Genomic DNA, 24296 nt, shown 5'->3' on the forward strand with positions numbered 1-24296 from the left:
TAAAATAAAGTTCATTTTAGCCCTTTGTCAACAATCTGAAGGACTGATCGTTAGAGATCAGTCCTTTTCTTTACTTCGAACGTTGTTTACGGACGTTGTTCTGAAGTACGATGTCGTGCTGCGTTTGCTGCGTTTCTCCGTTGACCTGAGAGGCAGAATGTTTAGCATTCGCCCATGGTTGAGGGTAAGCGGTTGTTCTTAATTGAACAAAGTCTTCCATATACGATTTCCCATTTGAACTCATATCTCAAGCACTCCCTTTGGAAAAATTAGTGTTTCCCTGATGCCCTCATACGTTCCTGTGGACGTGTATTCGTCTCACCGTTCGGCCTTTTAGACGCATAAGCATCTGTGGCCCCTGGTTCGCCTTCAAACTTGTGATTCACTTGATTTGGAAAGCCCTTTGCTTTATTACGCATACTGATTCCCTCCAAACAATACAAATCATTTGCGTCTTTTGAAGACGTAAGGGTAGTATATGAAAAAAGAGATTTTTTTAAAAAGGCACTTTCTGCTAGATGAAGGAGGAACCAGTATGGAACAATATTTTGAGCGATTAACCGAACAACTAATGGAAAAAAACAATATGCTCACATATGAAGAAGCACGTACATGGGTAGAGCTCCTTTGGAGTGATTTTGAAACAACCTATGCAAAGGCTGGCCGCAAGTATAAAGGACAAGAAACGACTGAACGGATTGTCCGAGAATGGATCGAAAGCTACGGCGCTCAGCTGCATTTATTTCAAAATAAACAATCGAAGGCAAATGAGCATCTGCAACAAAACGACAAAGGGCTGCTGCATTAAAAGGGTTGCCCTTTTCACTTCCACTCATTTTTTCAATAAACAGGGAAATATATAATTGACCAAACAATTTTATGAAACAATACCCAGTCTGTGATCAAAATTACAGGCTTTTTACAATGGATAAACTTAAAATTACATTAAATTCATGTTGGTGAAAATCACTGGAAATAAAACTCTGATATAATGTAACGATTAAGGATACATGAAATTTATGGATAATAAAAAAGGGTTTCGTTTTCTGACAAAAAAGGAATAATGAACATAACAGACTATGTGAAAAAAGTGAAGAGAAGGTGCGATATGGAACGGGAACTGCTCTCTGTTATAATTCCTTCTTACAATGAAGGTGAAAACATCAGACGAATCTTTGAGGCACTCGAGGAAGAGTTTCGCGATTTTCATTATGACTTTGAAATCATCTTTGTGAATGATGGAAGCAAAGACAATACGCTTCAATACATGAGAGAGCTCTCTCACAAAAGTGCAAAAGTCAAATACATTTCCTTTTCTCGTAACTTTGGGAAAGAAGCTGCAATTTTAGCAGGTCTTGAGCATGCAAAAGGGGAAGCTGCGATCATTATGGACGCCGACCTTCAGCACCCAACGTATTTGATTCAGGATTTTGTTAGAGGCTACGAAGAAGGTTATCATCAAGTCATTGCCAAACGAAACCGTAAAGGGGACAGCAAGCTTCGTTCTTACCTATCATCGATGTATTATAAAGTGATGAACAAGGTGGTCGAAGTGGACTTGCGTGATGGTGTAGGAGATTTCCGCTTAATTTCCCGTCAAGCGATCGACGCATTGCTTCAGCTAAAAGAGGGAAATCGTTTTTCAAAAGGCCTTTTTTGCTGGATTGGCTTTGAAGAAAAGGTCATCTATTATGAAAATGTGGAAAGGCAGCATGGTGATACAAAATGGTCACTAAAGAAATTATTTAACTACGGGATTGATGGTGTCATTTCCTTTAACAACCGCCCGCTGCGTATTTGTTTTTATACGGGTATTTTGATCTTATTTCTCTCTTTGATTTACATCGTGGCGACCTTTATTCAAATCGTCAGAACGGGCATCATGGTACCGGGTTATTTCACTTTAATCTCAGCTGTGCTTTTCCTCGGTGGTGTCCAGCTCTTGAGTCTAGGTGTGATCGGAGAATACATTGGCCGGATTTACTATGAAACGAAAAAGAGGCCGCATTACTTAATTCAAGAATCAAATGTCATGGAACAAGAGACAAGCTCAAAAGAACAAGACCGAGTGTTAACGCAGTTATTTAAATAACGTGGAGTCAAATAACCGGCAAGCACGAATCGCTTGCTGGGTTGTTTTGTTTCAATGAACAGTGGATCTTTTGGAGAAAGGATTTAGATGATGAAACGTAGATGGATACTCATTGGAATGTGCCTCATTCTTGCTTTATTAGGACACTCCTTTTTCTTATATGAATATACGCAAGGCCGATATATGACGGGAGATGGAGATGGCATTTCGCAAATGCTCCCGTTTAAAAAGCTGTTGTATGACGAATACGTCAAAGGAAACTTCTTTTATTCCTATCAATTTGGTCTAGGCGGCGGTACATATACGCAATTAGGTTATTATTTTACAACGTCGATGGTCTTTATGGTCACAGTCGCTGTTGTCTGGCTGTTAAATGCGCTTCACCTTATACAGTCAACAGACATTCACTTTTGGGCAAATGCTGTTATTTGGCTGAGTGTGATCAAGCTGACAGTCATTCTGTTCATCGCATATCGTGTGCTCCTTTCGATTGTGCAACATAGGCTGGGGGCGCTGACAGGTGCCGGTATTTACGGACTGTCTATTGTGTACTTTCGGCATCAAACGTTTTGGGAGTTTTTCACCGACAGCATGATGTGGCTTCCGCTGCTTGTGCTCGGGGTTGAACGGATTTTTAAAACAGGCAAGCCGGCATGGTTTATTGCGGCTTGCAGTCTCATGCTGATCAATAATTTTTACTTTGCTTACATTCACTTTATCTTTTTAGCCATTTATCTCGTCTTCAGATATATGATTAAGCTTCAAAGCGAGGAGCGAGGCTGGAAGGTGTTCTGGACCCTTGCGATCTCTACGTTGTTATCGTTTGGGATCAGTGCTGCCTTTTTTATCCCGTCTGTTTACGGCTTTCTCAATAATGTAAGACCGCCGTATGAACAGGCAATTCCTTGGTTTGCGCTGCATGATCATCTGCTGTTTACAAGCAGGGTGTATTTATTGCCGGTCATCTTTCTGATTTGTCTGTTTCTCGTTCCGCTATACCGGAACAGATGGTTTTTCATGTTCACATCGATCAGTGTTCTGCTGATCATTTTTCACTACAGTCCAAAGATGGCGAGCGTGTTTAATGGTTTTTCTGCACCGCAGTACAGATTTGAATACATTCTTGCTTTTACAGTCGGAGCAGTCGTAGCCATCACCATCAAGCATTTCTCGCAAATGGAGTGGAAGTGGAAAACACGTGCGGTTCTAGGCGCTTGGCTTGTATTCCTTCTCGCAGTCGCCCTTTCAGAACGAGCAAAGGGAAATATGGATGTTGTTGTATTTACCGGAATAGGACTGCTTGTGATCAGCTTGTTCTTCCTCTCGATACATGCGGGGAAACGTCTGCACCTTCGTCTCTTTTCAGCTGTGCTCATCGTTGTGAGCTTACTGACAGCAGGCGTGTATCAGCAGGGCTACTTATTTGAAAGAAGCAATATTAAGAGCGTATCAGATACGTATCTGAATAGTGAGGCGTATGCTGGACATGAGCAAATGAAGCTCATTCAGCAGATTCAAAGCCGCTCAAAAGAAGATCCGCTTGCCCGGATTGATTGGATGAACGGCGTGCGCAACAACACCCCGTTATTTGAAGGCTTTCAAGGCATGAGTGCGTATTCAAGTATATTGAATCAGCATCTGCTCCATTTCTACTGGAATGACCTGCAAATTGATATGGGACGGGAAAGTGTCAGCCGGTATGCAACAATGGGGGACAGAGCGAATTTATACAGTCTGACCTACGGGAAGTATTATATGAGAGACAAATCGATGTCTTTCTCACCGCCGGTTTATTTTAAGCCCATATTGGAAAGCGAACATTATGAAGTGTATGAAAATACACGCCCGCTCCCATTTGCAAGAACAACGAGTACCGTCTATTCAGAAAAGTCACTAGAGCATGCGTCAGCACTTGATAAAGAACATGCGATGTTGCAAGGTGTGATCTTAAACAAAAAAGGAAATGCTGAAATCGACCAATCGCCTGATCGAATAAAGGATACAAACATTCATACTGAACAAGCGGTATACGAAAATGGCGTGCTTGATGTATACGGGAAAACGGGCGGGCTGAATATCACCCTTCCAGATGATATCGCTCGCGTGGGGGATGTGTATGTGAGCTTTTATGTGAAGCGGACCGACCGTAACGAAGGGTTTCAGTTATCTGTAGATGACTACGTCACATCACGCAAAAGCAATACGTCTATCTACAAAACAGGCGTTAATGACGTGACGATCCGAGTCCCTGCGGAAAAAACCCTTTCCATACGAGTTCCAAAAGGGACGTATGAGCTGAGTCAATTAAAGCTGTATCATGAGCCTTACCGCACCCTTGTGCAGGCATATGAAAAAGAAAAACAGGATGATGGCAGCCAGCAGGTGAAACTTAAAAATAACCGCTTTACGATTTCTTATGAGAACAAGCGCGGCGATGATTATATGATTTTGCCTGTTCCATATGAAAAAGGCTGGGAGCTCACGGTGAACGGCCATCAAACCGATATTGAACAAGCCAATTATGCGTTTATCGGTTTTCCAATAGAAAAAGGAAAAAACGAGATCGTGCTAACCTACTATCCGCCTTATATCAGAACTCTCGCATTGATTTCACTCGTCAGTTTGATCGGTGCGATCCTCTATGCACGGAGAAAACACAAGAAACACCACTTTTCATCATAAGTGGTGTTTTTTTATCTTTCATCTCATACGTAAGTTTCTTCATCCCATTCAATCGTGTATTCGTTCATTTTTTTATCAATATCGTTTTGAATACTCATGTGCTGAAATAGCGCATTCAATTCTTCTGTCCTCTTTCTTCGATCCTTTTCATAATAATAGAACGCATCTCGATAATCATGATCCCTTAGCATCTTTGCTATGATCATGGCATCTTCTAGACTATACGATGCCCCTTGACCAACAAAAGGGTTCGCCGTATGTACCGCATCACCTACAAGAACAACACGTCCTTTTGACCACACAGGAAAATCCTTTATTTCATAGATACTTCTTGGAAAGAACATGTTTGTATGATCGATGATGTCAGAAAGATGTTTAGGAATGTTCCAATGTTCCATTTGTTTATATAATAACTGTCGGATGGTTTCTTTATTGGCTTTCTCAAAATGTTTTGTAGGTAACTTCTCAGGACACTGAGAGAAAGCTTGCCATAAAATATTCATTTTATTTGTTGGATGCGCTTTCCCAAAAATGAATTGAAAGTTTCCGTCATTGTAGAAATAACTTGTTGCCTCATCCAATACAAAATCCTTCACAAACGATACTCCTTGTAGTCCCCAAAAACCGCTATAGTCTAATTTAGCATTAAACGCAATAGCCTCTCTTGTTTTAGAAAAAGTTCCATCTGCTCCTATTACGATATCACCTGTTATCACAGTTTCATCATCAAAAAGAACCTGAACGGAATGAGGCAGCTGTGTGATTGAGATGAACTTTTTGTTGTATTTCACTTTTATTCCTTGGCGGTGAACTTCTTTTAAAAGTGATTTGATGATTTGGTCTCTCATGACGTTCAGTAAAGGGGCATCATGATATTTTTCGCTATAATTGTGAAAGATCGCTTCTACTTCATTTTCACTGTTTATTTGCTGGATCTTCTTTATCACTGTTGCATTTGCTATCACTTCATTTTTACACCCGATTCCATCCAAAATCTTTACCCCATTCGGAGACAGTAAAAAACCTGCTCCTGTTTCTAATTCTTCATCTGACCTGCTTTCATAAATCGTACTTTCCATTCCAGCCTTTTTTAAAAATAAAGCAGTAGCCAATCCTGCTACACCACTGCCGATAATGATCACATTTTGAGATTTCATCATTTTTCCTCCCTTTTTATAAACAGACCGGTCGGTTTATTTTGGCGCAAAAAAATAAGCTTTTTCATATAGGACAGCGTATCACAATTCCCCCTTTTCATTTGGTAATTAAAGTATATGATAATATGTTATAAATGATTTAGCAAGAATGAAACTAACCAATTTCTGATCAACTTCTTTTAAAAACATGAAGGGGATAACAAAACATGAACAAAGACACCGTGATAAAACACTATGAACACACCCTTGAATGGGTACAGTCACTAACGGAAGTAACAGAAGAAGAATGGCGTAGCGCCATCGCTGATGGAAAGTGGAGCATTGCTGAGATCATCGCACATTTCGTTCCATGGGATGAATTTATTTTACACGATCGCCTAAAGGAATTTTGGAACAATAAAGCGTTACCTCAGGCACCTGATGTGCATGAAATGAATCAGCAGTCAGCCGAAAGAGCAAGAAAGGAAGAGAGAAGCGAGACGATCGGGCGATTTATTGCTGTTAGAACAAAATTGCTTCAAGAAATGAAGAAAATCGAAGCATCTCGCTGGGCTACACCCTTTCTGATCGGTCAAACCGAGCTGACGTTATCAAGTTATTTTCAAGGTTTGATTAAACATGATCTCCATCATATGGAGCAGGTCAAACAAGCGCTCTCTACAGAAAGACGATAGCGCCTCACGAAGCTTCCTTATCAAACGAAAACGACGCATAATCAAACAAAAAATGAAATAGCCAAAGACTAAGCGCAAAGAGAATTTCTTCAGAAGTAGTCAGCAAAATGCCGTCAACCAATTCATCTGATAAGTAGACAGCACCCCAAATAAAAAAAAGGTGAAATAAAACGGCATAGAAAACGATGGATCGTTTTTTGGACCGACACTTACGAACAAACCGCATGAGCACGTGTTCCAGATGTTCAAAAGAGATCCCAAGTACAACATAGATGCCCATAAACAGAATCAACGATAAAATCGATTGATAAAAAGCACCCGTCAAATGAAAGAACAGCACACAAAACAACAAAAATATGTAACAGACAGCTGATAGCGCCATGAGCCATTTCAGCCCTTGCCATAAAGCGTGAACAGATTGTTGCATGGGTAAACAACACTCCTTTACATGAAGATACCTGCAAAAAGGACAGCCTTTTTGCAGGAAGGTGGAATTAATCCTCTTTTTTAGGGGCAGCGATGACAGGGTGTTTTTCTGTATCAAGCAGTTTTAAGAAATCTTCGCCTTGATCTAAATGATCCAAAACAAGCTGTTTCGGTGTGACCGCAAGCCACTGATTGAGTGAAATGTCTGCATAATGATCGCTCTTAAAGATTTCTAAGAAATAGAGCGGTTCGTCGCCTGTATTTTCTACATAATGCCCCATCGCAAATGGCACATAGCCAACGTCTCCCGCCTGATAGTTGAAGGTTCTCGCATGTCCATCAGAAGCAAAGACCGTCATTCGTGCCTTTCCAGAAATGAAATATTGCCATTCATCCGTATTTGGGTGCCAGTGCAGCTCACGAATGGCACCTGGATCAACTTTCACAAGAGCGGAGGCAATCGTTTTAGACGCTTTGAAATTGGTAGAATCCGCAATCCACACTTGTCCGCCGCTTGACGTAATCGGCTCTTGCTTTAACAGCTCATATTTAAAGGAGTTCGGGACTTCTCCTTGCTCTGTTTTCACCTTGTCACATTCAAGGGAACCAGGAATTCCTTTTTGGAAAATATACTTCTCTTTCTCTGGCAGCTTCTTAAATTGCTCCTTTGTCATTCCAAAGTTTTGGAGAACGACTTCCTCTGGGGTATGGGCAAGCCAATCAGTCAATTGGAACGTACTATTTTCAGAGAAGGAACCATCATCAAACACAAGCAAGAATTCAGCTCCTGGTTCAAGTGCTTGAATAGAGTGCGGCAAGCCAGAAGGGAAGTACCATAAATCTCCCTCAGTCACATCCTCTGTAAAATTCCGCCCCTCTGCATCAACCGATGTAATTCGGGCTTCCCCATAAATCATGTACGCCCATTCCGCTTCCTTATGCCAGTGCAGCTCGCGAATTGCACCAGGTTTTAGCCGCATGTTCACAGAGGCAAGACTTTTAGAGATTGGCAGTTCACGTACCGTGACTTCTCTTGCATAGCCGCCTTTTTCTAAACGGTTGTGCGTATCAGAAAAAGAATATTTCATGTTGGGAACCGTTCCATGATCGGTTTCTGGTGGCGTGAGCATATCTGGGTTTTGCCTGTCTCGCTCGAGATTACGTGGAATTTTGACCGTTGCTCCTTTTTCTCCTCGAATCGGCTGCGGTACCCCATTTTGCTTTTCACTCATGATAAAATCCCCTTTCAACATCGTATTGTGTGAGGTGACAAAAGGCCTTTCATTTCGCCCTCGTTTTCATAAGGTGAAACGAATCAAGAAGATGTCAATCTGATTCATCATTTTTTTGAACAGCGACCAATCGTTGGATGAGCTTGCTTAATTCATCAAACTTTCTTTCAAAACGTGTCAGCAAATAAATCGTTAAAATAGCAGGAAATCCAGCCTGACCGAGCTGCTTCAGCCATTCCTCCGAAAAAAAGGTCTCCATTTGTCTCACCTCCCAGCGGATGCTCGTCTTCTCTATAAGTGGTATGAAAGAAGAAATAGGAAATCAAAAGGGGAGAAAATGAACCATTAGACCCGTTTCACAAAGTTTACTTTTTTTAACTTTTGTCCACTTAATGCAAGTAGAGAGAACAAAGGGGAGGATGCACATGGATTATCGGCTGTTATTGAAAGCAAAATGGAAGGAAATAATTGATCACCCGCTCATTCAGCAATTTTTAAGCAATCCTAAAAACCAGCAGCTGCTCCGGCAAGTCATGGAAGAGCCAAACGAGGAAAATGCGAAAAAACTAGATTCCGAGTTCAAGCAGTTTTATCAAAAAATCCGCATCATCAAGTATATTTCCACAATGATCCGCATCTTTTCAGTCGACTTTGACAAACGAGTGAAAAAAAAGCAGCATCGTTTTCCGCTCATACTCGATCATCCTGATACGCAAGAAGTGAAAGACCCTGTTCAAACAGATACGTATGAAGCTGTGCTCTTTAACCAACAAGACTTAGGGGAGCACCTGCAAGACCCAAGATTGTACAAGGCCTATCAGCAGCTCACAGAAAAACAAAAAATGGTTCTAACCCATATTTATGTCGAAGGCCAAACGATGAAGGAAATAGCCGACCGGCTGGGCGAATCAAGACAAAACATCTCAAACATCCACAAAAAAGCGCTCAACAAACTAAAAGAAGAAACAGGGGGAAATGTCCGTGAACGAAGACAAAATGACCAATGGAGAAATGGAAGAACTCATTGAAACCTTCACACCCATGATCAAAAAGAAACTACAAAACACGGCATATCAAGAAAGAGAAGACCTCGAACAAGAACTCTATATCAAACTCATCGAAAAAGTAGACTGGCTGATTTACCAAGAGGGACCTGGCTTTTGGGAGTTTATTGTGGAATATATGACGAAGATGTAAGAGGAACTGATGGTGCGAATGTCAGGTGAACATAAAATCCCCGGGACATTCGCACCTTTTTATTCGACAAAATTGGGTAAAAATGTATATTTCATGAAGGAGAAAACAAAATTCTTTATTGAAAGTTGAGGATTTTACCTATCATTTCCTAAAAAATGTTACAATTAGGGCAGAAATCGCAGTCGCACTCTACATGAGTGCGTGGATTGAAATTTGTATGTTAGATAAGTTTATTTCTTTATCATGTCGCACTCTACATGAGTGCGTGGATTGAAATTAAGAAAAGTAGTGCCAGTATTGCAGCAGTTGAGTCGCACTCTACATGAGTGCGTGGATTGAAATTGTAATATTTTTGCTTTTTCCAAAACAGCCAGTAGTCGCACTCTACATGAGTGCGTGGATTGAAATTGCTTTGAACGGAGAGAAAACCCACAGCACCTATTGTCGCACTCTACATGAGTGCGTGGATTGAAATACAAGACATTGCAAACAAGCTCAATGTCTCCAGGTCGCACTCTACATGAGTGCGTGGATTGAAATAAATAAATCTTTGTCACAAACTCAAAACGAGTCAAGTCGCACTCTACATGAGTGCGTGGATTGAAATAGCAAAAAGCTGGGTGACAGGTGATGCTATAAAAGGTCGCACTCTACATGAGTGCGTGGATTGAAATAATGCCTATAACGTTTCATGATTCATCAAAAATGTCGCACTCTACATGAGTGCGTGGATTGAAATAACATACGCAAGATGAAATTTTTTCAACCTTACAAGTCGCACTCTACATGAGTGCGTGGATTGAAATGACTCGCGCTTTGCCATGACGACATTGCCCTCTAGTCGCACTCTACATGAGTGCGTGGATTGAAATATTTTGTTTGTCGCTCATACCATTACCTCCTGATAGTCGCACTCTACATGAGTGCGTGGATTGAAATTCAGAAGAGACATGCTCCCCTGATGACGTTTCAACGTCGCACTCTACATGAGTGCGTGGATTGAAATCGCTATCTCCAATCCTTGTAATGCACCATAGATGTCGCACTCTACATGAGTGCGTGGATTGAAATCTAAATCCACTGAGACAGCAGGCTTATCGAACCGTCGCACTCTACATGAGTGCGTGGATTGAAATATCCAAACACCGTCACCGGATGTGTTTGAAATCGTCGCACTCTACATGAGTGCGTGGATTGAAATTTGACGCTCATCTTGCTGACGGTGTAAAGCATGTGACGTCGCACTCTACATGAGTGCGTGGATTGAAATTACCCGGACAAAGGCGCCAAGAATAACGGTATCGGTCGCACTCTACATGAGTGCGTGAATTGAAATAAAACATAGTTTTTAGCAACTCGTTTCGCATTAGGTCGCACTCTACGTGAGTGCGTGGATTGAAATAAAAAAGATGTACCACGGATGCCATGAATATCGGGTCGCACTCTATATGAGTGTGTGGATTAATAATTACCTTTTCATTCGACAAAAATGAGAAAAAATGTATATTTTTCGGGGGTGAAAACTTAATTCCTATATAGAAATTTAAGGGTTTTGACGATCATTCCCTAAAAAATGTTATAATTAGGGCGGAAATCGCAGTCGCACTCTACAAGAGTGCGTGGATTGAAATAGAAAAAGAAAAGTGTGATGAAAAAGAATATCCAGTCGCACTCTACAAGAGTGCGTGGATTGAAATTCGCGATGTTGAGGGAGACGCGGTCTACGGCAAATGTCGCACTTTACATGAGTGCGTGGATTGAAATATTTCAAGAACTTTTGTAATGGCTCTCAAAAAAGTCGCACTCTATATGAGTGCGTGGATTGAAATACAGTACCACCGCCTTTTAGATAACGCATTACAGTCGCACTCTACATGAGTGTGTAGATTAATAATTGTGAAAAACATAACTCTGCCTCTCAGTAGTCATGTATTTAATTAAATTCAAAGTTGTTGCTGAAATAATAAATATGATTATCAAGATTCAAATAGATTTCAGACTAGAAAAATTCGGTGCGAATGTGAGGTGAACATAAAATCCCTGGAACATTCGCACCGTTTCATTCGACAAAAATGAGACAAAATGTATATTTTTTAGGAGTGAAAACAAAGTTCTATATAGAAACTTAAGGGTTTTGACGATCATTTCCTAAAAAATGTTATAATTAGGGCGAAAATCGCAGTCGCACTCTACATGAGTGCGTGGATTGAAATAAAAATAATTGGCCGTTCTCCCAAATGAGTACAAGTCGCACTCTACATGAGTGCGTGGATTGAAATACGGTTAGGGTTTTCGGTTAAAAATATTCGTCCGTCGCACTCTACATGAGTGCGTGGATTGAAATCGTTCATCCCACATCGGCGACACCTCCGGTTAAATGTCGCACTCTACATGAGTGCGTGGATTGAAATACTTTGATCACTCCATGTGATATAATTAAGATTCGTCGCACTCTACAAGAGTGCGTGGATTGAAATTCTGAATAGACCTTTTTCAATTCAACGGATTTAGTCGCACTCTACATGAGTGCGTGGATTGAAATAGCGATGACAAGGCTCTCAAGCACATTGTATTTTGTCGCACTCTCCATGAATGCATAGATCACAGTTTCTGCGTTTTATACAAATTCAAGTACTATCCAGTTCAAAATCTACACATATGAATAATTCAAGCCCTACACAACAAAAAAAGACTCGCTCACACAGAGCCGAGTCTTAATTTTTTTTGCAGTTTTTCTTCACTGAAAATCCAGCCGGTATAGGAATTTTTGATTTGGTGGTCCATGTCGATATGGCAGATTGCAACAAAAGGATAGTGACCTTTGCTGCGGTAGCGCAAATCAATGAACCGTACCTCATAATGATCCTTGTATTTATCTACTTCCCACCGGTAGACAGGGGAGAAGGAGAGAAAGGCTGAAATGTTTTCATCCTGTTTGGCAATTTTCATAATCTCAGTATCAGGGACCGGCACACGGTTAAAGGTGTCTAAAATGATAATCTCACCATTCATACTGCGTCCAACATGGAAAGAGGATTTACATTTCACAGCAATACGCCATTGTCTAAACTTCATTGTAGGCGAAATGATTATTTCCTCAATCTCATCGAATCGTTCACGAAGCTGACGTTTAATCTGAAGCTGCATAATGACCCTGACGATATAGTAACAGAAAATCACGGCATACAGCGTAATGAACGTATAGCCGGGATGTCCGCCAATCGCCCATACGACAATGGCGACAAGATGTGTAAAAAAGATAAACGGATCAAACGTGTTAATGATCCCAAGCGCTACCCATTTCTTTGAAAATGGACGAATGGCCTGCGTGCCGTAAGCATTGAAAATATCGACAAACACATGAAGCACGACGGCTAATAGTGTCCATAACCAAAGGTGAAGTAAATTTGCCCCCGGCACAAATGGGAAAATCACAGCCGGAATTAGCAATGACCAAAACAGTACAGCCGGAATGGAATGAGTAAATCCCCGGTGATTTCTTATATAAACTGCATTATTTTTTAGTTTTAGCACAGTATCAATGTCTGGTGCTTGGGAGCCGGCGATGGTCGCGATCATCACGGCGTGTGCCATGTGTGGATCTGCGCTGACGGCTGGATCTAAAAGCGCAAGTCCCCCAAGAGAAATGCCCATTACTACATGAGTACCAGTATCCAATTGATTACCTCCTAGTTGTCATGCTTAGGAACAATCATACAAAGTATACGTCTCCAATCAAGACTATGTGCAAAATCACTTTTGCTTTATCTCGATTTAATGTAACATGTTAACGTATCTACAAACAGTATACAACAAATAAGGTTCTTTTCAGAACGTTAGCCCTCGGTCCAATGAGAAGGAGTATAGATATGAAAGACATTCAAGAAAAGCTGGACCGCAAAGATATTGCGGGCTTTCAGCATGATTTAATCGATTGGTATGAAAAAGAACAACGTACACTTCCATGGCGTGAAAATCAAGATCCATACCGCGTCTGGGTATCAGAAGTGATGCTCCAGCAAACAAGAGTGGATACGGTCATTCCGTACTTCAATCGGTTTATGGAGCAATTCCCGACGGTGAAGGATCTTGCTTTAGCTGATGAAGAAAAGGTCATGAAAGCATGGGAAGGTCTTGGCTACTACTCACGAGTGCGTAATTTACAGGCAGCTGTGAAAGAAGTCTATGAATCCTACGGGGGCGTTGTCCCTGATACGAAAGAACAATTTTCAAAACTGAAAGGTGTAGGCCCGTATACGAGCGGCGCAGTGCTGAGTATCGCCTATAACAAGCCATACCCTGCGGTAGACGGCAACGTGATGAGGGTCATTTCCCGTATCTTGTCCATATGGGATGATATTGCAAAACCAAAAACGAGAAACATTTTCGAATTTGCGGTTGATCAGCTCATTTCCCGGGAAAAGCCGTCAGAATTCAATCAAGGGCTAATGGAGCTAGGTGCACTTATTTGCACCCCAACCTCTCCTGCATGCCTCATTTGTCCTGTAAACATGCATTGCTCAGCACTTGAGGAAGGCGTTCAGCATGAGCTGCCGGTGAAAAGTAAAAAGAAAAAGCCGACTGCGAAATCAATGGCAGCAGCGGTGTTATTTGATGATGCAGGCCATCTCTATATTCATAAGCGTCCAAGTACAGGTCTGCTTGCGAATTTATGGGAGTTCCCAAACATGGAAACAATGAAGGGAAGAAAAACGGAAAAAGAGCAGCTGATTGATTTCTTAAAAGAGGAAGCGGGTGTACAAGCAGAACTTGGTGATTTAGAAGGCACCATTCAACATGTATTTACCCACCTCATCTGGAATATTTCTGTTTTCTTTGGACGTGTGACCTCTGTATCTGATGACACGATGCTGAAAAAAGTCACAACAGAAGAATTTGAGGCATATGCTTTGCCAGTCTCACATCAAAAAATATGGAAGATGGCACTTGAACAGCCTAGTCATATTTAACCGTTGTACCATGGGTATAATCGGCTTCATTTCGGTGCAGACCCCCGCGGTTTTCAATTTCAGAAATGATTTCTCGATACTTAGATTGCCCTTCTTCGTTTAAATAAGGTAAAATTTGTTGGAAAGCATGATGAAAAAAAGCAAGCTCAGTATCTTTCCATTGATCCTTTGACATCATGCCAAGCTGGCTTAAATCGCGTCCGACATACATGAATGTAACCTCCTAGTAGGAACTTTCCTATTAGTGTGAAGCGAATGGACGAAAACTATTCAAATCAGGAGATGAACCATAATGAACAAGCGTAAATGTGCACTAATTACAGGCAGCAGTAGAGGTGTTGGGAAAGAAGTAGCCCTTCGCCTGGCTGAAAAAGGATATGACATTGTCATTAACTATGCAAGAAGCAAAAAAGCAGCACTTGAAACAGCTGAAGAAATTGAAGCGATGGGTGTTAAAACATTAGTTGTCAAAGCCAACGTTGGTCAGCCAGAGAAAATCAAAGACATGTTCCAGCAAATTGACGAAACGTTTGGCCGTTTAGACGTATTTGTGAACAATGCGGCATCTGGGGTTCAGCGCCCAATCATGGATCTTGAAGAAAGTCATTGGGACTGGACCATGAATATCAATGCGAAAGCCTTGTTATTCTGCGGCCAAGAAGCAGCCAAATTAATGGAGAAAAACGGCGGCGGACATATCGTCAGCATTAGCTCACTAGGCTCTATCCGCTACCTTGAAAACTACACGGTGGTCGGTGTATCTAAAGCAGCACTAGAAGCTTTGACACGCTACCTATCCGTTGAGCTGTCACAAAAAAATATCGTCGTGAATGCCGTATCAGGCGGCGCCATTGATACAGATGCACTCAAGCACTTCCCAAATCGTGAAGAGCTATTAGAAGACGCTAAGAAAAATACACCAGCAGGCCGTATGGTGGAAATTAAAGACATGGTCGACAGTGTAGAATTCCTTGTATCAGGCAAAGCAGATATGATTAGAGGACAGACGATTATCGTCGATGGCGGACGTTCTTTGCTTGTTTAAAAAAAACATGAATAAGATGTACACCTTCTGCACAAATTAATGTGCGTGGAGGTGATAATGATGGATAAACAACAAAACAAAACAAACGCACAACAAGTGAAAAAACAAAACCAAGCTGCTGCACAAGGCGGTCAATATGGCACTGAATTTGCTAGCGAGACTGACGCACAGCACGTAAAAAAATACAACCAAAAAGCTGAGCAAAACAAACAACAAAACAGCTAATCACTGAAACAAAGGGAAGCACTTCATCTACGAATGAAGTGCTTTTCTTTTTGCCTCTCCCCACCATCCGACAAAACCTGTAAAACCTCTACATAAACAGTCAAAGGACTTCTTCCTTCTTTCAAGAAATGGTATAGATACAAAAAGTGGAATCGAAGGAAAGGGAGGAGTTAGATGTCTGATTTCGATCAGCTTGTCAAAGAACAAATGCAGCTTATGGATCAGCTGCTCGATGTACAAGGAGAACTTGATCTGTACTTAGAGACAGAAAAACGACTGCTGCAAGGTGAAAAAAAGGAAGAGCGGCATAAGCTTCATGATCAAATCAAACAGAAACGAGAGGAACTGCAAAAAGTCCAAACACTATTTACAAAACAGACTAAACAAGTCATCAATTCGTATAAGCAAATGGAGAAGAGCTCAACCGTGATGTAAAAGAGTGTGCCGTTCAATTGGGTTGAATGGCTTTTTCATTTCATTTTTTAATGATGTAACGGTATAATATAATAGAGACATGTTTAGTTGGGAAATTAGGTCTTTGGACTGTTAGGTTTGTTTGTTATAGAAAGTAGGGGAGAAAATATGGGCTATCCCAAGGAAGGAGAAACCATCCAAATTCAAAGCTATAAACATAATGGCTTGATCCACAGGATTTGGAATGAAACCACCATTCTGAAAGCAACGGAATTGTGTATCATTGGTGCAAACGATCGAACAATGGTGACTGAATCCGATGGCCGAACATGGATGACAAGAGAACCGGCTATTTGCTATTTTCATGCAAAACAATGGTTTAATGTCATTGGGATGCTTCGAGATGATGGGGTGTATTATTACTGCAACATCAGCTCTCCTTTTGCGACAGATGAAGAGGCGATTAAGTATATTGATTACGACTTAGATGTCAAAGTCTTTCCGGACATGACGTATAATATTTTGGATGAGGATGAATATGCAGATCATAAGAGGCAGATGAATTATCCAAAAGAAATCGATAGTATCTTACGAGAGCATCTAAATACATTACTGCATTGGATTCACCAGCGGAAGGGACCGTTTGCTCCAGAATTTGTGGATATGTGGTATGAACGTTTTTTGCGTTATACAAAATAAGTAACAGCAGCTAAAACCTGTTTGGCTTTTCAAAGCCAACAGGTTTTTGATTGCGTACGGATAAGAGGCACTGATAGATTGGGAAGGAGATTTACATGGGGGTCATAAAACGTTACATGGCTTTTGTAACACCGTATAAAAAACAGATTGCATTGACAATGGTGATCGGAATGATTAAGTTCTCGATTCCCTTAACATTGCCTCTGCTTTTAAAGTATGTCATTGATGATGTGATTCAAGGCTCTGGATCGGCTGAAGAAAAAACATCCACTCTCTTTATTATTATGGGAATCATGCTTGTATTATTTTTAGTGATGAGACCGCCTGTTGAGTACTACAGACAATACTATGCGCAGTGGACAGGCAGTAAGGTATTATTTGATATTCGGGAAAAATTGTTCTCGCACATTCAAAAGTTGAGCCTTCGTTATTACGCCAACACGAGAACAGGGGAAATTATTTCAAGGGTCATCAACGATGTGGAGCAAACAAAGGAATTTGTCATCACAGGGCTTATGAACATTTGGCTTGATTTGATGACCGTCCTGATTGTGATAGCCATTATGTGTACACTGGATCTTAAACTCACCATTGTGTCTGTCATTATTTTTCCGCTGTATGCGTTAGCAGTGAAGTATTTTTACGGACGGCTTCGCAAGCTGACAAAAGAGCGGTCGCAGGCACTGGCTGAGGTACAAGGGCACCTGCATGAGCGAGTACAAGGAATGCCTGTCATTCGCAGCTTTGCGATTGAAGAATACGAACAAGAGAATTTTCACGATGAAAATAAAAATTTCTTAAACAAAGCGATCAATCATACGAATTGGAATGCCAAAACATTCGCCGTCGTCAATACGATCACAGACATTGCGCCGCTGCTCATCATTGCTTTTGCTGGCTATACCGTCATTAACGGGTCGCTTTCAATTGGGACAATGATTGCCTTTGTCGGCTACATTGACCGGATGTACAACCCGATTCGTCGTCTCATTAACTCATCGACGACTTTAACTCAGTCAGTAGCATCAATGGATCGTATTTTTGAGTTTATTGATGAACCGTATGAAGTAACAGACAAGCCGAATGCAAAAGAAGCCAATCACTTAAAAGGAGAGGTAGAATTTAAAGATGTGTCGTTCCGTTACGAACATACACAGGAAGAGATTTTACACAATATCTCCTTGAAAGTAGAAAAAGGTCAAACCGTTGCGCTTGTAGGTATGAGCGGCGGAGGGAAGTCGACACTCGTCAGCTTAATTCCAAGATTTTATGATGTCACAAGCGGATCACTCGAAATTGACGGCATTGATATTAAAGAGTACAAGGCAAGAAGCCTGCGGAATCAAGTCGGAATGGTGCTCCAAGATACATTCTTATTCAGTGACACCATTAAAGAAAATATCGCTGTGGGAGACCCAGAAGCATCCTTTGAGAAAATTGTGTCGGCTGCCAAAGCGGCTAATGCCCATGAGTTCATCATGTCTCTTCCTGAAGGATATGACACAAAGGTAGGAGAACGTGGCGTAAAGCTGTCAGGCGGTCAAAAACAAAGAATTTCAATTGCGAGGGTATTTCTTAAAAATCCACCGCTTCTTATTTTAGACGAGGCGACGTCTGCACTTGATTTAGAAAGTGAACATTACATTCAAGAAGCGATGCAAAAGCTGGCAAAAGATCGCACAACTTTTATTGTTGCGCACCGTTTATCAACGATTACACATGCGGACCTCATTGTGGTCATGGAACAAGGCGAGATTGTGGAAAAAGGAACACATGAAGAATTAATGAACCGAGACAGCCACTATCGTCATCTATTTACCATTCAAACATTAAATTAGTAGAAGCCTATCCGATTCTAGCGGATAGGCTTTTTTATGCTTGTCAAAAACATGACATATTTCCCAGCTTGTCTCAATACAATTTTAAAAAGTATGACGGGGTGGTGAAGATGTGAAAGAACAAGAAGTATTGCTAGATGTCAAACAGCTGTCCATTGCCTTTCAGCAAAAAAAGCAGAGAGTGCCGATCGTCCATGACATCTCATTCTCTATTCAAAAAGGAGAAACCTTAGGTATTGTGGGCGAATCTGGCTGCGGGAAAAGCATCACATCGATGTCTTTAATGGGGCTGAATCACCAAACAGAAACAACAGGTCACATACAATTTGAAGGTCAAAACCTGCTGTCACTGTCGGAGAAACAATGGCGAGAGGTCAGAGGGAATGACATCTCAATGATTTTCCAGGAACCCATGACTTCTCTCAATCCACTCATGACCATCGGCAAGCAAATGACAGAAGCCCTTTTCACACATCAGACTATCAACCAAAAAGAAGCAAAAGTGAAGGCGGTAGATTTGCTTCAAACGGTTGGCCTGAAACAAGCAGCGTCATTACTCAAAAAATATCCACATGAACTATCGGGCGGCATGCGTCAGCGTGTGATGATTGCGATGGCGATGCTGTGTCACCCAAAGCTCATGATTGCAGATGAACCAACGACTGCACTTGATGTCACCATCCAAGCACAAATTCTTCGTTTGCTCAAAAAGTTAAATGAAGAGATGGACACCGCTATATTATTTATTACTCATAATTTAGGCGTCGTGCGGCAAATATGCCAGCGTGTCATGATTATGTATGCCGGTCGAATCGTAGAAGAAGGAACCGTTGACCGTATTTTCCAAAAACCTCTCCATCCCTACACGAAAGGTCTTTTCGCCTCTGTTCCATCATTTAAAGAGAAAAAAGAAAAACTCATGTCTATTGCGGGTCATGTACCTAAGCCAGGAGCTATTCGGTCCGGCTGTCAATTTGCACCACGCTGTCCATATCAAATGACGCAATGTCTTGAAAAAGACCCATCTTTACAATCCATTTCACACAATCACCGCGTCGCATGTTTTCTAATGGAAGGAGGAGAAGACACTGAATCACCCACTGTTGCAAGTGAATCAACTGACGAAGCGTTATGATACATCGGCATTTTTTTCTAAACACAAACAGACGACTTTGGCTTTAAATCAAGTGTCCTTTCACGTGAAAGAAGGAGAGACGCTCGGCATTGTGGGCGAATCTGGCTGCGGGAAATCAACCCTTGGCAAAAGCTTAATGAGATTAATCGAACCGACTTCTGGCTCAATCCAAATGAAAGGAAAAGAAGTGACGCTTCTGAAAGAACGAGACATGCGTTCCTTCAGAAAAGACATTCAAATGATTTTCCAAGATCCATACGCTTCCTTAAATCCACGAATGAAAATCAAAGACATTTTAGAAGAACCGCTCATTGTTCATAAACATGGAACAAAAGCAGAAAGACAAAAGCGGGTAAAAGAGATGCTGCACATTGTTGGGTTTGACCCATCCTATGGAGACCGTTATGCGCACCAATTCAGCGGCGGTCAGAGGCAGCGTATTGGAATTGCTAGGGCGCTCATTACTCATCCAAGTCTTGTGATTGCCGATGAGCCAGTTTCCGCTTTAGATGTATCGGTTCAAGCACAAATATTGAATTTAATGCTCGAATTGCAAAAGACGCTTTCTCTGACGTACTTGTTTATTTCTCACGATCTAGGCGTTGTCAAGTATATGAGCGACCGAATTGCAGTGATGTATGCTGGCCGTATTGTAGAAATGGGTCCTGCGGAGGACGTATTTCACAAGCCGCTTCATCCTTATACATCGCTTCTTCTGAAATCCATTCCACATATGGATCACGTGCTGGAAACGCAGGATGTGTCAGCGGAAGAATCCACCCTGGTGTCAGAAGATGGCTGTCCTTTCTATAAAAGATGTCCAAAAAGGTGGGCGCAATGCTTGCAAGCTGTTCCGCCTTTGTATGAGGAGGAAACAGGTCATGCAGCTGCGTGCTATTTATATCAAAAGGAGGAACACAATGAAGAAGACATGGTTATTCAGTAGTTTCATTTTTGTGCTGGCACTTGCGTTATTTTTAGGGGGCTGTTCATCTTCATCAACATCAGAAGAAAAAGCCACAAAAGACACTCTCGTATTTGGCAGAGGAGGGGACTCTACGTCACTTGATCCGATTACAACAACAGAAGGCGAAACCTTCAAGGTCACCGAGAATATGTTTGAAAAGCTTTTGAATTACGGTGAAAAAGACACGACCATCCATCCAGGCCTCGCAACAGAATGGGATGTTGCGAAGGACGGAAAATCGTACACGTTCTACTTAAGAGAAGGTGTGAAATTTCACGATGGCACAGATTTTAATGCAGAAGCAGTGAAATTCAACTTTGACCGCTGGATGAATGGAGATGCCGAAAAATTTCCTTACTACGGAATGTTTGGCGGCTATAAAAAAGATAAAGGGCATGTCATTAAAGACATCATCGTCAAAGGAGAGCATGAAATTGAATTTCAACTCAAACGCCCGCAGGCAACATTTCTGAAAAACATCGCCATGTCACCATTTGGTATCGCTAGTCCTGCAGCAGTTGAAAAAAGCGGTGATTCATTTAGAGAAAACCCAGTGGGCACAGGACCATTTAAGTTTAAAGAATGGAAGCAAAACGACCGTATTGTCTTAGAAAAGAACGAAGATTACTGGCAAAAAGATAAACCAAAACTGAAACAAATCATCTTCCGCTCTATTCCTGAAAACTCTGCTCGTTTAAATGCGCTTAAAACAGGCGAAATCGACTTAATGGATGGCGTCAATCCGTCCGATTTAGATGGCATTAAAACAGACAAAGCGCTCCAGCTGATTGAAAGACCATCCATGAACGTAGGTTATATCGGGCTGACAGTGACTAGAAAGCCGCTTGATAACAAGTTGGTTCGTCAGGCACTCAATTATGCAGTTGATAAAGAATCAATCATCGAGTCGTTTTATGGAGGACTTGCTGAACCAGCAAAAAATCCACTTCCTCCGTCATTAGAAGGCTACAATGACGAGATTGAGCCATATCCATATGATCCGGAAAAAGCAAAAGAACTATTGAAAGAGGCAGGCTTCCCTGACGGTTTTCGCATCAAGCTTTGGGCAATGCCTGTGCCGCGTCCATATATGCCAGACGGGATGAAGGTAGCTGAAGTCATTCAGTCAAACTTTGAAAAAGTTGGTGTCAAAGCCGAAATCGTCACATATGATTGGGCCACTTATTTAGATAAAGCAAGTAAAGGCGAAGCAGATGTGTTCTTATTAGGATGGACAGGGGACAATGGCGATCCTGATAATTTCATCTATACATTATTAGATAAAGACAGTATTGGCGGTAACAACTATACATTCTTCCAAAACGATAAAATGCATGACATCCTCATTGAAGCGCAGACCGATACGGATCAAAAGAAGCGAAATGAATTATATCAAGAAGCTCAAGAAATCATTCATGATGAAGCACCTTGGATCCCATTAGTCCATTCAATTCCAATGCTCGCCGCATCTAAAGATTTAAAAGGCTACCAGCCGCATCCGACTGGTTCCGAAGCATTGACTGACGTATATTTCGAATAAGCAAATAAGGGAGATCGTTCGATCTCCCTTATCCAAACAATGAAAAGGCGGTGAAAGCTGTTTGTTTGCTTATTGTATGAAGCGAGCAGGAATGCTCATTCCAGTACTGATCGGAATGACCTTAGTTGTATTTTCTATTATTCGGTTTATCCCTGGAAATCCGGCGCAGGTCATCTTAGGACAGCGGGCAACGAAAGAAGCGGTAGAGCAATTGACGATTCAGCTTGGTTTAGATCAGCCGTGGTACGTACAATATGGTCACTACATGCTGGGGCTTTTAAAAGGTGATCTAGGGACTTCCATACGAACAGGAGCGGCTATTGCCCAGGAAATGAAGCCTTACTTATTCGCTACATTAGAATTGACATTCTTCGCTATGTTGCTAGCGATTATTGTCGGTGTGAATGCCGGAATCATTAGTGCGTGGTTTAAACATTCATTCTTTGATTATGTGGCCATGTTTATTGCGCTCATTGGGGTGTCCATGCCGATTTTCTGGTTAGGCTTAATGGGACAGTGGCTATTCTCGATTGAATTAGGTATTTTGCCGACTACAGGACGAGAAAACGTCAGAAATCCGGTAGAGTCGATCACTTATATCCATACGCTGGACACGCTTTTGCAAGGACGATTTGATCAATTCTTTGACAGCATCAAGCATTTAATTTTACCAAGTACCGCTCTCGCAACGATTCCTGCTGCGATTATTGCAAGGATTACGAGGGCAAGTATGTTGGAAGTCCTTCATTCAGATTTTATTCGAACAGCAAAAGCAAAAGGGGTACGTTCATTTTTCATCATTTATCAGCATGGGCTGAAAAATGCGCTCATTCCGATTTTAACGATTATTGGTCTTCAAACAGGTCTCTTGCTAGGCGGAGCCATTTTAACAGAAACGATCTTTGCTTGGCCGGGAATTGGGCGGTATATTTACGATGCAATTAGCTATCGTGATTATCCTGTTATTCAAACTGGCATTCTTGTTGTTGCGCTCATATTTGTGCTGATCAATTTCATTGTGGATATCTTGTATGCAGTCATTGATCCGAGGATTAAATACTAGAGAAGGGAGAGTGACGACATGGAAGCGCAAAAAGAGCTTCAAGCACCTAAACAAAAGGAAGAACGCTCTCAATCACTGATTCTTGAATCGATGAAACTGTTCTTTCAGCACAAGCTGGCGGTCATTGGCACTGTGATTGTCTTTTTATTTCTGATCCTAGCAATCTTTGCACCGCTCATTGCTCCTTATGGAATCAACGAGCAGTCGCTAGGCGAACGATTTAGTGCCCCTTCAGCTGCGCATTGGTTTGGTACGGATGATTTCGGGAGAGACATATTTTCTAGAGTCGTGCATGGAGCTCGGATTTCATTATGGGTGGGTTTCTTCTCCGTTCTCGGGTCGGTTATTTTAGGGACATTGCTTGGATTGATGGCAGGTTACGGCGGTAGATTACTGGATGCTGTCATCTCAAGACTATTTGATATTTTACTCGCTTTTCCTAGCATTCTATTAGCGATTGCGATTGTTTCCATCTTAGGACCTTCCTTACAAAATGCCCTTATTGCCATAGCGATTATTAACGTCCCCACATTTGGCCGGCTCGTTCGTTCAAAGGTGCTGAGCATTAAGCAAGAAGAATACGTCTTAGCAGCAAAGGCAGTCGGGATGTCACACCGCCGCATCGTTCTTCGTCACATTCTGCCAAATAGTATGGTGCCGGTCATAGTTCAAGCGACGCTTGCGATTGGTACTGCCATTATTGAAGCGGCCGCTTTAGGATTTTTAGGATTAGGTGCACAAGCGCCAAGCCCAGAGTGGGGGAAAATGCTTGCAGATGCGAGACCTTATCTCGTACAAGCGCCATGGACTTTATTTTTCCCGGGGATTGCGATCATGCTGACGGTTCTTGGTTTTAACTTGATGGGAGATGGATTAAGAGACACCCTTGATCCTAAAATGAAGAAAATAAAATAAGACCGATTCTAAGAATCGGTCTTTT

The 24296-nt window shown here is 41.6% G+C and carries 24 protein-coding genes, 1 pseudogene and 3 CRISPR repeat arrays; of the genes and pseudogenes, 17 read left to right on the forward strand and 8 right to left on the reverse strand.

All coding sequences use genetic code 11. The features are described 5' to 3' along the window. Positions 1 to 70: 70 nt before the first annotated feature. Positions 71 to 244 carry a YpzG family protein gene (locus tag MHI58_RS04195; protein WP_003217811.1) on the reverse strand — a complete coding sequence of 58 codons (174 nt, stop codon included), beginning with the start codon at positions 242 to 244 and terminating at the stop codon, positions 71 to 73. 25 nt (positions 245 to 269) lie between these two features. Beyond that, on the reverse strand, positions 270 to 419 hold the full coding sequence (locus MHI58_RS04200; RefSeq protein WP_045034502.1) for a small, acid-soluble spore protein K: 150 nt from the start codon (positions 417 to 419) through the stop codon (positions 270 to 272). Positions 420 to 535: 116 nt separating this feature from the next. On the opposite strand from MHI58_RS04200, the gene MHI58_RS04205 reads away from it, so the two are divergent. The 3 genes from MHI58_RS04205 (at position 536) to MHI58_RS04215 (ending at position 4774) form a co-directional block, all read left to right on the forward strand. Continuing rightward, a complete protein-coding gene (locus tag MHI58_RS04205; RefSeq protein WP_017366871.1) occupies positions 536 to 808 on the forward strand; it encodes a YfhJ family protein in 273 nt (90 codons plus the stop codon). Positions 809 to 1108: 300 nt separating this feature from the next. After that, positions 1109 to 2092 carry a glycosyltransferase family 2 protein gene (locus MHI58_RS04210; protein ID WP_008341983.1) on the forward strand — a complete coding sequence of 328 codons (984 nt, stop codon included), beginning with the start codon at positions 1109 to 1111 and terminating at the stop codon, positions 2090 to 2092. An 87-nt stretch (positions 2093 to 2179) separates the two neighbouring features. After that, on the forward strand, positions 2180 to 4774 hold the full coding sequence (locus tag MHI58_RS04215) for a YfhO family protein (RefSeq protein ID WP_045034503.1): 2595 nt from the start codon (positions 2180 to 2182) through the stop codon (positions 4772 to 4774). Positions 4775 to 4797: 23 nt separating this feature from the next. Here the strand turns inward: MHI58_RS04215 and MHI58_RS04220 are convergent, their stop codons facing one another. Beyond that, positions 4798 to 5931 (reverse strand): NAD(P)/FAD-dependent oxidoreductase, encoded by a 1134-nt coding sequence (locus MHI58_RS04220; protein WP_045034504.1) that lies wholly within the window; start codon positions 5929 to 5931, stop codon positions 4798 to 4800. Positions 5932 to 6137: 206 nt separating this feature from the next. On the opposite strand from MHI58_RS04220, the gene MHI58_RS04225 reads away from it, so the two are divergent. Further along, positions 6138 to 6605 (forward strand): DinB family protein, encoded by a 468-nt coding sequence (locus tag MHI58_RS04225; protein ID WP_025206969.1) that lies wholly within the window; start codon positions 6138 to 6140, stop codon positions 6603 to 6605. A 4-nt stretch (positions 6606 to 6609) separates the two neighbouring features. Here MHI58_RS04225 and MHI58_RS04230 read toward each other — a convergent pair whose 3' ends face one another. The 3 genes from MHI58_RS04230 to MHI58_RS04240 all read right to left on the reverse strand — a co-directional run bounded on the left by MHI58_RS04230 (position 6610) and on the right by MHI58_RS04240 (position 8522). Beyond that, positions 6610 to 7032: a regulatory YrvL family protein gene (locus MHI58_RS04230; RefSeq protein WP_045034505.1), complete on the reverse strand. Its 423-nt coding sequence runs from the start codon at positions 7030 to 7032 to the stop codon at positions 6610 to 6612. Between the two features lie 67 nt (positions 7033 to 7099). Beyond that, a complete protein-coding gene (locus MHI58_RS04235; RefSeq protein ID WP_045034506.1) occupies positions 7100 to 8263 on the reverse strand; it encodes an oxalate decarboxylase family bicupin in 1164 nt (387 codons plus the stop codon). A gap of 94 nt (positions 8264 to 8357) precedes the next feature. Then, a complete protein-coding gene (locus tag MHI58_RS04240) occupies positions 8358 to 8522 on the reverse strand; it encodes a YvrJ family protein (protein WP_073415715.1) in 165 nt (54 codons plus the stop codon). A gap of 166 nt (positions 8523 to 8688) precedes the next feature. On the opposite strand from MHI58_RS04240, the gene MHI58_RS04245 reads away from it, so the two are divergent. Together MHI58_RS04245 and rsoA are read left to right on the forward strand one after the other, a co-directional pair. Next, positions 8689 to 9291 (forward strand): sigma-70 family RNA polymerase sigma factor, encoded by a 603-nt coding sequence (locus tag MHI58_RS04245; protein WP_045034507.1) that lies wholly within the window; start codon positions 8689 to 8691, stop codon positions 9289 to 9291. Next, the gene (gene rsoA / locus MHI58_RS04250; RefSeq protein ID WP_038475040.1) at positions 9239 to 9460 is read left to right on the forward strand and encodes a sigma-O factor regulator RsoA; all 222 of its coding nucleotides are present in this window, start codon (positions 9239 to 9241) and stop codon (positions 9458 to 9460) included. Before MHI58_RS04245 ends, rsoA begins: the two co-directional genes overlap by 53 nt. 181 nt (positions 9461 to 9641) lie before the next feature. Continuing rightward, positions 9642 to 10928: direct repeats of the CRISPR family, unit length 32 nt; unit sequence GTCGCACTCTACATGAGTGCGTGGATTGAAAT. Between the two features lie 130 nt (positions 10929 to 11058). Then, positions 11059 to 11355: a CRISPR direct-repeat array (repeat unit 19 nt; unit sequence GAGTGCGTGGATTGAAATA). A gap of 286 nt (positions 11356 to 11641) precedes the next feature. Then, positions 11642 to 12068: direct repeats of the CRISPR family, unit length 32 nt; unit sequence GTCGCACTCTACATGAGTGCGTGGATTGAAAT. An 89-nt stretch (positions 12069 to 12157) separates the two neighbouring features. On the opposite strand, the gene MHI58_RS04255 is transcribed toward rsoA, so the two are convergent. Then, complete coding sequence (locus tag MHI58_RS04255; RefSeq protein ID WP_039167934.1) at positions 12158 to 13138, reverse strand: metal-dependent hydrolase; 981 nt, start codon at positions 13136 to 13138, stop codon at positions 12158 to 12160. Between the two features lie 191 nt (positions 13139 to 13329). Between MHI58_RS04255 and mutY the strand changes: the two genes are divergently transcribed. Beyond that, complete coding sequence (gene mutY, locus MHI58_RS04260; protein ID WP_045034508.1) at positions 13330 to 14430, forward strand: A/G-specific adenine glycosylase; 1101 nt, start codon at positions 13330 to 13332, stop codon at positions 14428 to 14430. On the opposite strand, the gene MHI58_RS04265 is transcribed toward mutY, so the two are convergent. Next, a complete protein-coding gene (locus tag MHI58_RS04265) occupies positions 14417 to 14641 on the reverse strand; it encodes a hypothetical protein (protein WP_008341962.1) in 225 nt (74 codons plus the stop codon). The genes mutY and MHI58_RS04265 overlap by 14 nt on opposite strands. Before the next feature lie 81 nt (positions 14642 to 14722). Between MHI58_RS04265 and fabL the strand changes: the two genes are divergently transcribed. The 10 genes and pseudogenes from fabL to MHI58_RS04315 all read left to right on the forward strand — a co-directional run bounded on the left by fabL (position 14723) and on the right by MHI58_RS04315 (position 24271). After that, on the forward strand, positions 14723 to 15475 hold the full coding sequence (gene fabL, locus MHI58_RS04270) for an enoyl-[acyl-carrier-protein] reductase FabL (protein WP_045034509.1): 753 nt from the start codon (positions 14723 to 14725) through the stop codon (positions 15473 to 15475). Between the two features lie 75 nt (positions 15476 to 15550). Continuing rightward, positions 15551 to 15700: pseudogene (locus tag MHI58_RS04275) on the forward strand (gamma-type small acid-soluble spore protein); the annotation flags it as partial. 174 nt (positions 15701 to 15874) lie between these two features. Next, the gene (locus MHI58_RS04280; RefSeq protein ID WP_045034510.1) at positions 15875 to 16135 is read left to right on the forward strand and encodes a YgaB family protein; all 261 of its coding nucleotides are present in this window, start codon (positions 15875 to 15877) and stop codon (positions 16133 to 16135) included. 147 nt (positions 16136 to 16282) lie between these two features. Next, the gene (locus MHI58_RS04285) at positions 16283 to 16813 is read left to right on the forward strand and encodes a DUF402 domain-containing protein (RefSeq protein ID WP_008341956.1); all 531 of its coding nucleotides are present in this window, start codon (positions 16283 to 16285) and stop codon (positions 16811 to 16813) included. 95 nt (positions 16814 to 16908) lie between these two features. Next, on the forward strand, positions 16909 to 18651 hold the full coding sequence (locus tag MHI58_RS04290) for an ABC transporter ATP-binding protein (RefSeq protein WP_008341950.1): 1743 nt from the start codon (positions 16909 to 16911) through the stop codon (positions 18649 to 18651). Positions 18652 to 18763: 112 nt separating this feature from the next. Then, complete coding sequence (locus MHI58_RS04295) at positions 18764 to 19786, forward strand: ABC transporter ATP-binding protein (protein WP_045034511.1); 1023 nt, start codon at positions 18764 to 18766, stop codon at positions 19784 to 19786. Then, on the forward strand, positions 19755 to 20732 hold the full coding sequence (locus tag MHI58_RS04300; RefSeq protein ID WP_080688153.1) for an ABC transporter ATP-binding protein: 978 nt from the start codon (positions 19755 to 19757) through the stop codon (positions 20730 to 20732). Before MHI58_RS04295 ends, MHI58_RS04300 begins: the two co-directional genes overlap by 32 nt. After that, positions 20707 to 22293, forward strand: a complete 1587-nt coding sequence (locus MHI58_RS04305) for an ABC transporter substrate-binding protein (protein ID WP_017358851.1) — start codon at positions 20707 to 20709, stop codon at positions 22291 to 22293. Before MHI58_RS04300 ends, MHI58_RS04305 begins: the two co-directional genes overlap by 26 nt. 61 nt (positions 22294 to 22354) lie before the next feature. Beyond that, positions 22355 to 23356, forward strand: coding sequence for an ABC transporter permease (locus MHI58_RS04310; RefSeq protein WP_007496737.1), 1002 nt, complete (start codon positions 22355 to 22357; stop codon positions 23354 to 23356). Between the two features lie 18 nt (positions 23357 to 23374). Beyond that, positions 23375 to 24271 carry an ABC transporter permease gene (locus MHI58_RS04315; RefSeq protein WP_007496739.1) on the forward strand — a complete coding sequence of 299 codons (897 nt, stop codon included), beginning with the start codon at positions 23375 to 23377 and terminating at the stop codon, positions 24269 to 24271. The last annotated feature ends 25 nt before the right edge of the window (positions 24272 to 24296 follow it).

The organism is Bacillus sp. FSL K6-2869 (genome assembly GCF_040869405.1).
Lineage (GTDB): Bacteria > Bacillota > Bacilli > Bacillales > Bacillaceae > Bacillus > Bacillus altitudinis.

What these genes read in the sequence shown, in the direction of transcription:
- MHI58_RS04195 (WP_003217811.1), bottom strand. Translation starts at nt 244, where the DNA reads ATGAGTTCAAATGGGAAATCGTATATGGAAGACTTTGTTCAATTAAGA.
- MHI58_RS04200 (WP_045034502.1), bottom strand. Translation starts at nt 419, where the DNA reads ATGCGTAATAAAGCAAAGGGCTTTCCAAATCAAGTGAATCACAAGTTT.
- MHI58_RS04205 (WP_017366871.1), top strand. Translation starts at nt 536, where the DNA reads ATGGAACAATATTTTGAGCGATTAACCGAACAACTAATGGAAAAAAAC.
- MHI58_RS04210 (WP_008341983.1), top strand. Translation starts at nt 1,109, where the DNA reads ATGGAACGGGAACTGCTCTCTGTTATAATTCCTTCTTACAATGAAGGT.
- MHI58_RS04215 (WP_045034503.1), top strand. Translation starts at nt 2,180, where the DNA reads ATGATGAAACGTAGATGGATACTCATTGGAATGTGCCTCATTCTTGCT.
- MHI58_RS04220 (WP_045034504.1), bottom strand. Translation starts at nt 5,931, where the DNA reads ATGAAATCTCAAAATGTGATCATTATCGGCAGTGGTGTAGCAGGATTG.
- MHI58_RS04225 (WP_025206969.1), top strand. Translation starts at nt 6,138, where the DNA reads ATGAACAAAGACACCGTGATAAAACACTATGAACACACCCTTGAATGG.
- MHI58_RS04230 (WP_045034505.1), bottom strand. Translation starts at nt 7,032, where the DNA reads ATGCAACAATCTGTTCACGCTTTATGGCAAGGGCTGAAATGGCTCATG.
- MHI58_RS04235 (WP_045034506.1), bottom strand. Translation starts at nt 8,263, where the DNA reads ATGAGTGAAAAGCAAAATGGGGTACCGCAGCCGATTCGAGGAGAAAAA.
- MHI58_RS04240 (WP_073415715.1), bottom strand. Translation starts at nt 8,522, where the DNA reads ATGGAGACCTTTTTTTCGGAGGAATGGCTGAAGCAGCTCGGTCAGGCT.
- MHI58_RS04245 (WP_045034507.1), top strand. Translation starts at nt 8,689, where the DNA reads ATGGATTATCGGCTGTTATTGAAAGCAAAATGGAAGGAAATAATTGAT.
- rsoA (WP_038475040.1), top strand. Translation starts at nt 9,239, where the DNA reads ATGTCCGTGAACGAAGACAAAATGACCAATGGAGAAATGGAAGAACTC.
- mutY (WP_045034508.1), top strand. Translation starts at nt 13,330, where the DNA reads ATGAAAGACATTCAAGAAAAGCTGGACCGCAAAGATATTGCGGGCTTT.
- MHI58_RS04265 (WP_008341962.1), bottom strand. Translation starts at nt 14,641, where the DNA reads ATGTATGTCGGACGCGATTTAAGCCAGCTTGGCATGATGTCAAAGGAT.
- fabL (WP_045034509.1), top strand. Translation starts at nt 14,723, where the DNA reads ATGAACAAGCGTAAATGTGCACTAATTACAGGCAGCAGTAGAGGTGTT.
- MHI58_RS04280 (WP_045034510.1), top strand. Translation starts at nt 15,875, where the DNA reads ATGTCTGATTTCGATCAGCTTGTCAAAGAACAAATGCAGCTTATGGAT.
- MHI58_RS04285 (WP_008341956.1), top strand. Translation starts at nt 16,283, where the DNA reads ATGGGCTATCCCAAGGAAGGAGAAACCATCCAAATTCAAAGCTATAAA.
- MHI58_RS04290 (WP_008341950.1), top strand. Translation starts at nt 16,909, where the DNA reads ATGGGGGTCATAAAACGTTACATGGCTTTTGTAACACCGTATAAAAAA.
- MHI58_RS04305 (WP_017358851.1), top strand. Translation starts at nt 20,707, where the DNA reads ATGAAGAAGACATGGTTATTCAGTAGTTTCATTTTTGTGCTGGCACTT.
- MHI58_RS04315 (WP_007496739.1), top strand. Translation starts at nt 23,375, where the DNA reads ATGGAAGCGCAAAAAGAGCTTCAAGCACCTAAACAAAAGGAAGAACGC.